The organism is Actinophytocola sp., from assembly GCF_035634895.1.
In the GTDB taxonomy this organism is placed as follows: domain Bacteria; phylum Actinomycetota; class Actinomycetes; order Mycobacteriales; family Pseudonocardiaceae; genus Actinophytocola.
Genome location: NZ_DASQCC010000054.1, coordinates 1 through 6,693, shown reverse-complemented (window position 1 = coordinate 6,693; position 6,693 = coordinate 1). Strand labels below are relative to the sequence as shown.

Here is a 6,693-nt window from a genome sequence, read left to right as displayed (position 1 = left end):
TGGAGCTCGCGGACCGCGTCACATCACCGGTCGTCACATCACCGGTCGTCATCTCACCGGTCGTCATCTCACTGATCGTCGCGGGTGCCTGGTCTCGACTGGTTGCGGCGCAAGCCGATCCGCCGCCAGTTGCGGGCCCGGCCCGCCGACCGGCGCATGCGGGGCGCGTCGGTCGGCAGCAGCACGCCGTGCTCGCCACCGCCGTTGCGCCGCGGCCACACCGCCCGCGCGGCGCCCGCGACCCGGCGCATCCGTGGCGGCCGCAACCCGAGCCGGCGCCCGGCGCCGCCCCGGCGGATCGCGCGGCGCTCCCTCGGCGGCACGTCCCACGCCTCCGGGTGGTTCGCGAGCCAGTGGTGCCGGCGGATCGCGTACGGCACGTGCAGCAGGTAGATGCCGAGCAGGCACGCCAGCGTCACCAGCGGGTAGGTGATCACCGCGGCCGCGACCAGGGCGACGAGCCCCAACAGCACCGCGACCATCCTTGGCGGCACCTTGATCGTCTTGAGCGACAGCGTCGGGATGCGGCTGATCAGCAGGGCCGCGATGGCGACGGTCCAGACCATGACCAGCGCGTCGGAGTCCCACCAGCCGTCGCGACCGATCTGCATCGTCACGATCAGCGGCAGCAGCGCCGCCAGCCCGCCGGCCGGCGCGGGCACGCCGACGAAGAACTCCTTGGCGTACGGCGGTTGTTCGGTGTCGTCGAGCAGCGTGTTGAACCGCGCGAGCCGCAGGATGATGCACACCGCGAACACCAGCGCGATCACCCAGCCGACGCGGTTGCCCTGGAACTGCCACACGTACAGCACGAGCGCCGGCGCGACGCCGAACGAGATGGCGTCGGCCAGCGAGTCCAGCTCGGCGCCCATCTTGCTGGTCGCGTCGAGCAGGCGGGCGATGCGACCGTCGAGGCTGTCGAGGACCGCGGCGACGGCGATCGCGGCGATGGCCAGCTGGAACTGTTTGGCCAGCGCGAACTGCACGGACGACAGGCCCGCGCACATGGCGAGCACGGTGATGGCGTTCGGCAGCACCCGGACGCCGGGAGAGGCGGCCAACTCAGGCCTCCGGCAGTTCCGCGAGGACGGTCTCGCCGCCGATCGTGCGCTGTCCCGGCTCGACGAGCACCCGCGAGCCGGCCGGCACGTAGACGTCCACGCGGGACCCGAACCGGATCAGCCCGTAGGTGGCGCCGACCTCGACCTTGTCACCCTCCGCGACCTGGCACACGATCCGGCGCGCGATCAGGCCGGCGATCTGCACGACCACCACCTCGACGCCGCTCGAAGTGGTCAGCAGCAGGGAGTTGCGCTCGTTGTCCTCGCTGGCCTTGTCCAGGTCGGCGGACAGGAACTTGCCCGGCCTGTACACCGCGCGGGTGACCAGCCCGGCGACCGGCGCCCGCTGTACGTGCACGTCGAACACGGACAGGAACACGCTGATCCGCAGCCGCTCACCGGCGGGCAGCCCCAGCTCGGCGGGCGGCTCGGCGAGTACGACGTGGGACACGGCGCCGTCCGCGGCGGCCACGACCACGCCGGTCCGGCTCGGCGGGACGCGCTTGGGCTCGCGGAAGAACCAGGTGACCGCGCCCGCCAGCACGAACCCGACCACGCCGAGCCGGCGGGAGAGGCGGCGGAGCAGCAGCGCCAGGCCCGCGGCGCCGAGCGCGAACGGGCGGCCCGCCGGGTGTATCGGCGGCACGACGCTCCTGGTCAGCGCGATGATGTGGGCAAGGCGGCCCGTATCAGTGGTCTTGCTGGGTTCGGTCATCAACCGGACATTCCTCGCAACTGGTGCGGCGTCAATACACGCACCACGCTACGCCGGTCGCTGTCGGTGACAGCGGGGACCAGGGCCGGGTTCGCGGGGTCGCACCGACCGAGGTCCCGGGGAGCCGGCCGCGTGCGCCCCCCGACGACGCGCACGTGCCGACAGGCTCCCGGGGGTACGGGAAGTGTACGTGCGTTCACAGGAAGCGAGCAATAGCCCACCGTGTGAGGTCGGCTACTGTCGGTCGCGACTCGCGAGTCCCTGGATCAGCCGGACGATCACCAGCAGGACGACCGCGCCGACGGCGGCGACCCCCAGGCTCGGGAAGTCGAAGTCCCAGGTCTTCTCCTGACCGGTGAACGCCCGGTACAGCAGTCCGCCCAATGCGGCCCCGACCACGCCGACGATGATGCTGACCAGGCAACCCTGCCGTTGCCGGGAGCGCCCGCCGACCACGATGTTGGCCACCCAGCCGACGATGGCCCCGAACACGATCCACGCGATGAATCCCACGATCGTGAGCCTAACGGGATCAGTCGAGAACCAGCACGGTGACGAGATCACCCTCCGCGATCACTTCGACGTCCTCGGGCACCTCGATGAGGCAGTTGGACGCGGCGAAAGCGGCAAGCAGGTGCGAGCCCGGTCCACCGACCGGATTCACCACGTCCCCCTCGACGTACCCACGCCGGTACTGCCGCCGCGCCGACGGCGACCGCAGCTCCGCCGCCGACCGCGCCTTCAGCCGCGGCCGGTCGATCACCGTGTGCCCCATCGCCGCGAGCAGTGCCGGCCGGAGGAACAGCTCGAACGACAGCGCCGCGCTCACCGGGTTGCCCGGCAGCGTGACCACCGGCAGTCCCTGGAACGACCCGCTGCCCTGCGGCCCGCCCGGCTGCACCGCGACCCGCAGGAAGTCCACGCCCTGACCCGACAGCGCGTCCTTGACCACCTCGTACGCGCCCGCGCTCACCCCGCCCGAGGTGATCAGCACGTCCACGTCGTCGACGTGCCCGGCGATCGTCCGGTGGAAGGCCCGCACGTCGTCGGGCACGAACCGCAGCACGGTCGTCTCGCCGCCGATCTCCCGCACGGCGGCCGCGAGCAGCACGCTGTTCGACTCGTAGATCTGTCCGGGCCGCAGCGGCACGCCGGGCTCGACCAGCTCCGAGCCGGTCGACAGGATCAGCGCCCGCACCGGCCGGCGCACCGGCAGCTCGGCCCGCCCGACCGCGGCCGCGAGCCCCAGCTGCGGCGACCCGAGCACGGTGCCGGCACGCAGCACGGTCGCGCCCTCGGTGACGTCCTCGCCGGTCCGCCGGACGTGCGTGCCCGGCGCGGCGGACGCCCTGATCGTCACCAGCTCGACGCCGCCGTCGGTGTCCTCGACCTTCACGATCGCGTCCGCGCCCGGGGGCACCGGCGCGCCCGTCATGATCCGGTGCGCGGTCCCGGGCAGCAGCGGCACGACGTCCGTCCGGCCGGCGGGGATGTCCTCGGCGACGGGCAGCTCGACCGGGCCGCCGGTCCCGCCGGCCCCGGCGACGTCGACCGAGCGGACCGCGTACCCGTCCATGGCCGAGTTGTCGAACGGCGGCAGCGACACCGGCGCCACCAGGTCGGCGCCGAGCACCAGCCCGACGCACTGGTCGAGCGGCAGCGGCGTGACGGGGGTCGCGGCGACCAGCGCCCCGACGCGAGCGCGGTAGTCGTCAACGGAAATCGGTTTCGGCACGTCCGGCATCCTGCCCCTCGGAAAACGTGCATGCCAGACTGCACCTGACTCGTTCTCACGTCTCGGAGGGCTCGACAGGTGCAGGTCCGCACTCGGCACACCCCGGCGTTCGGCGTGGCCAGGCTGCTGCTCGCCCCGGGTGAGGCGGTGCAGGCCGACTACTCGTCCATGATCGCGACCAGCTACGGCATGGTCGTGGACGTGCGGCCCCGCGGCGGATCGAGATCGAAGGCCGCCCGTGCCGTGTTCACCGCGCCGGCCGAGGGCGGCTGGGTCGACGTCGCGCCGGCGCTGCCCGGCGACGTGTACACGCTGGAACTCGACGGGGTCAGCGGCTGGTGCGTGTCGAAGGGCTGCTGGCTCGCCGCGCCCGCGACCGTGCGCACCGACGCGCAGTGGGCGGGGTTCCGCGGCCTCTTCGGCGCCGAGCACGGGTTCGTCGAGCACGTGTCCGGCGTCGGCGCGCTGGCGATCTCGGCATGCGGCTCGCTCGACGTCGTGTCGCTCGGGCAGGGCGAGCTGATCACCGTCGACCCGTCCTACCTCCTGGCCTACAGCGAGCACACCCAGGCCCGCCTGCGGGCGGTCAGCCAGTCGGTCAGCCAGTCCGTGCGGACCGGGGAGGGGCTGCTGCTGGACTTCGCCGGACCAGGTCAGTTGCTGATCCAGACCCGCAACGCGCGGACCATGGCCGCCCTGCTCGCGGCATCAGGTCACAGCAGATGACCGAAGACGCGAACCGGACGTGGGTCGTCCGCGTCGGACGTTAGGCTGTGCCGAGTCGGCCTACGAATGGATGAGTGGTGGCGGAGGACCTCACCGGGCGTCGCATGGGGCATTACCGGATCGACGGTGTGCTCGGCAAGGGCGGCATGAGCGTGATGTACCGCGCCACGGACATCCGGCTCGGGCGCAAGGTGGCGCTCAAGGTCATCGCCGAGCACCTCACCGAGGACCCCGAGTTCCGCGAGCGGTTCGTCGACGAGGCCCGCAACACCTCGGCCATCGACCACGCGAACGTGGTGCCCCTGTACGACTTCGGCGAGGTCGACGGGCTGCTCTACATCGCCATGCGGCTGGTCGACGGCTCCGACCTCGCCTCGTTGATCAAGGACGGACCGCTCCAGCCCGACCGTGCGCTCGCCCTGCTGTCGCAGGTCGCCGAGGCGCTGGACAACCTGCACGAGCGCGGGCTGGTGCACCTGGACGTCAAGCCGGCGAACGTGCTGGTCACGAGCCGCGAGTCGACCGCGGAGCACGTGTACGTCGCGGACTTCGGGCTGACCCGCCGCGGCGCGACCGGCCACCGGACCAGAGGCGGGGACTTCCTCGGCTCGCCCACCTACGCCGCTCCCGAGCACCTGCGTGGCGAGCCGGTCGACGCGCGGACCGACGCATATTCGCTGGCCTGCGTGCTCTTCGCGTGCCTGTGCGGGCGGCCGCCGTTCCAGGGCTCGGTGCCCGAGGTGATCCAGGGGCACCTGAACCGGGACGTGCCGGCACTGACCGCGCAGGCGCCGAACCTGCCGGCCACCATCGACGAGGTGATCCGCCGCGGCATGGCCAAGGCGCCGGCCCAGCGGTACGCCACCTGCCGCGAGCTGATCGCGGCGGCAAGGCAGGCGCTCTCGCAGCCGGTGCGGCAGCGCCTCCCCTCCGTGCCGGTGGGGCCGAGGTCCGCGGGGCCCGTGCCGCCGTACCGGCAGCAGCCGAGCGGTCCGCCCAGCGGGTACCAGCGTCCCCCGGTGTCCTCGTCCGATCCGGTGCGGCTGCGCCCGCCGGTGCCGGCGGGCAGCACGGCGTTCACGTCGTCCGACTCCGCGGGTGCCAACCGATGGATCGCGCCGGTGCTCGTCGGCGTCCTCGCCATCGGACTGATCGTGGCGGCGATCTTCCTGTTCTCGGCGTCGGACGAGCCCCCGGCGGACAACAACCCGGGCGGCTCCGACCAGACCACGACGAACACCACGAAGAAGACCCTGCCGTCGATCAAGGTCGGGGAGGACTCCGGTCACTCGACCGGGGCATCTCGCTGACCTGCATTTCTTGCACTCGTGCGGGGAGAGTGCTAAACACGGACCTGGCACTCATGTCTGTGGAGTGCCAAGTTGAGGTCGGGACGGTGAGGCCGGGTACCTCCGGTCGTCCGTCGCGGGCACCGAGCCTGGCCACGCAACGTAGGACCACAACGGAGGACTTACACCGCAATGGCCAAGTTGATCGCGTTCGACGAGGAGGCGCGCCGCGGGCTCGAGCGTGGGTTGAACATCCTCGCCGACGCCGTGAAGGTGACGCTCGGACCTCGTGGCCGCAACGTCGTGCTCGAGAAGAAGTGGGGCGCGCCCACCATCACCAACGATGGTGTCTCCATCGCCAAGGAGATCGAGCTCGAGGACCCGTGGGAGAAGATCGGGGCCGAGCTCGTCAAGGAGGTCGCCAAGAAGACCGACGACGTCGCGGGTGACGGCACCACCACCGCGACCGTGCTCGCCCAGGCGCTCGTGCGCGAGGGCCTGCGCAACGTCGCCGCCGGCGCCGACCCGCTGTCGCTGAAGCGCGGCATCGAGCAGGCCGTCGAGGCCATCACCGAGCAGCTGCACAAGGCGTCGCGTGAGGTCGAGACCAAGGAGCAGATCGCGGCGACCGCGTCCATCTCCGCCGCTGACACCACGATCGGCGAGCTGATCGCCGAGGCGCTGGACAAGGTCGGCAAGGAAGGCGTCGTCACCGTCGAGGAGAGCAACGCGCTCGGCATGGAGCTGGAGCTCACCGAGGGCATGCGCGTCGACAAGGGCTACCTGGCCGGTTACTTCGTGACCGACCCGGAGCGCCAGGAGGCCATCCTCGAGGACCCGTACATCCTTCTGTACGGCTCGAAGATCTCCGCCGTCAAGGACCTGCTCCCGGTGCTGGAGAAGGTCATGCAGGCCTCGAAGCCGCTGCTGATCATCGCCGAGGACGTCGAGGGCGAGGCCCTGGCGACCCTGGTGGTCAACAAGATCCGCGGCACCTTCAAGTCCGTCGCCGTCAAGGCCCCGGGCTTCGGTGACCGTCGTAAGGCGATCCTGCAGGACATCGCGATCCTGACCGGCGGCACCGTCGTGTCCGAGGACGTGGGTCTGAAGCTGGACAACGCCGACATCTCGCTGCTGGGCCGTGCCCGCAAGGTCGTGGTGACCAAG

At 71.5% G+C, this 6,693-nt stretch carries 7 protein-coding genes; 3 read left to right on the top strand and 4 right to left on the bottom strand.

From position 1 onward, the window contains the following. Positions 1-68: 68 nt before the first annotated feature. The 4 genes from pssA to glp form a co-directional block, all read right to left on the bottom strand. Positions 69-1,007, bottom strand: a complete 939-nt coding sequence (gene pssA, locus VET29_RS07850; protein WP_414636458.1) for a CDP-diacylglycerol--serine O-phosphatidyltransferase — start codon at positions 1,005-1,007, stop codon at positions 69-71. A 55-nt stretch (positions 1,008-1,062) separates the two neighbouring features. Next, positions 1,063-1,776: a phosphatidylserine decarboxylase gene (locus VET29_RS07845; RefSeq protein ID WP_324916723.1), complete on the bottom strand. Its 714-nt coding sequence runs from the start codon at positions 1,774-1,776 to the stop codon at positions 1,063-1,065. 234 nt (positions 1,777-2,010) lie between these two features. Beyond that, positions 2,011-2,289, bottom strand: a complete 279-nt coding sequence (locus VET29_RS07840; RefSeq protein ID WP_324916720.1) for a GlsB/YeaQ/YmgE family stress response membrane protein — start codon at positions 2,287-2,289, stop codon at positions 2,011-2,013. 19 nt (positions 2,290-2,308) lie between these two features. Continuing rightward, complete coding sequence (gene glp, locus VET29_RS07835) at positions 2,309-3,520, bottom strand: gephyrin-like molybdotransferase Glp (protein WP_414636457.1); 1,212 nt, start codon at positions 3,518-3,520, stop codon at positions 2,309-2,311. Between the two features lie 69 nt (positions 3,521-3,589). Between glp and VET29_RS07830 the strand changes: the two genes are divergently transcribed. From VET29_RS07830 to groEL, 3 genes are all read left to right on the top strand, one after another. Further along, positions 3,590-4,237 carry an AIM24 family protein gene (locus VET29_RS07830; RefSeq protein WP_324916713.1) on the top strand — a complete coding sequence of 216 codons (648 nt, stop codon included), beginning with the start codon at positions 3,590-3,592 and terminating at the stop codon, positions 4,235-4,237. 77 nt (positions 4,238-4,314) lie between these two features. Then, positions 4,315-5,547, top strand: a complete 1,233-nt coding sequence (locus tag VET29_RS07825) for a serine/threonine-protein kinase (RefSeq protein ID WP_324916710.1) — start codon at positions 4,315-4,317, stop codon at positions 5,545-5,547. Between the two features lie 171 nt (positions 5,548-5,718). Next, positions 5,719-6,693 (top strand): chaperonin GroEL (gene groEL, locus VET29_RS07820; protein WP_324916707.1); only part of this gene is annotated, 975 nt, incomplete at its 3' end.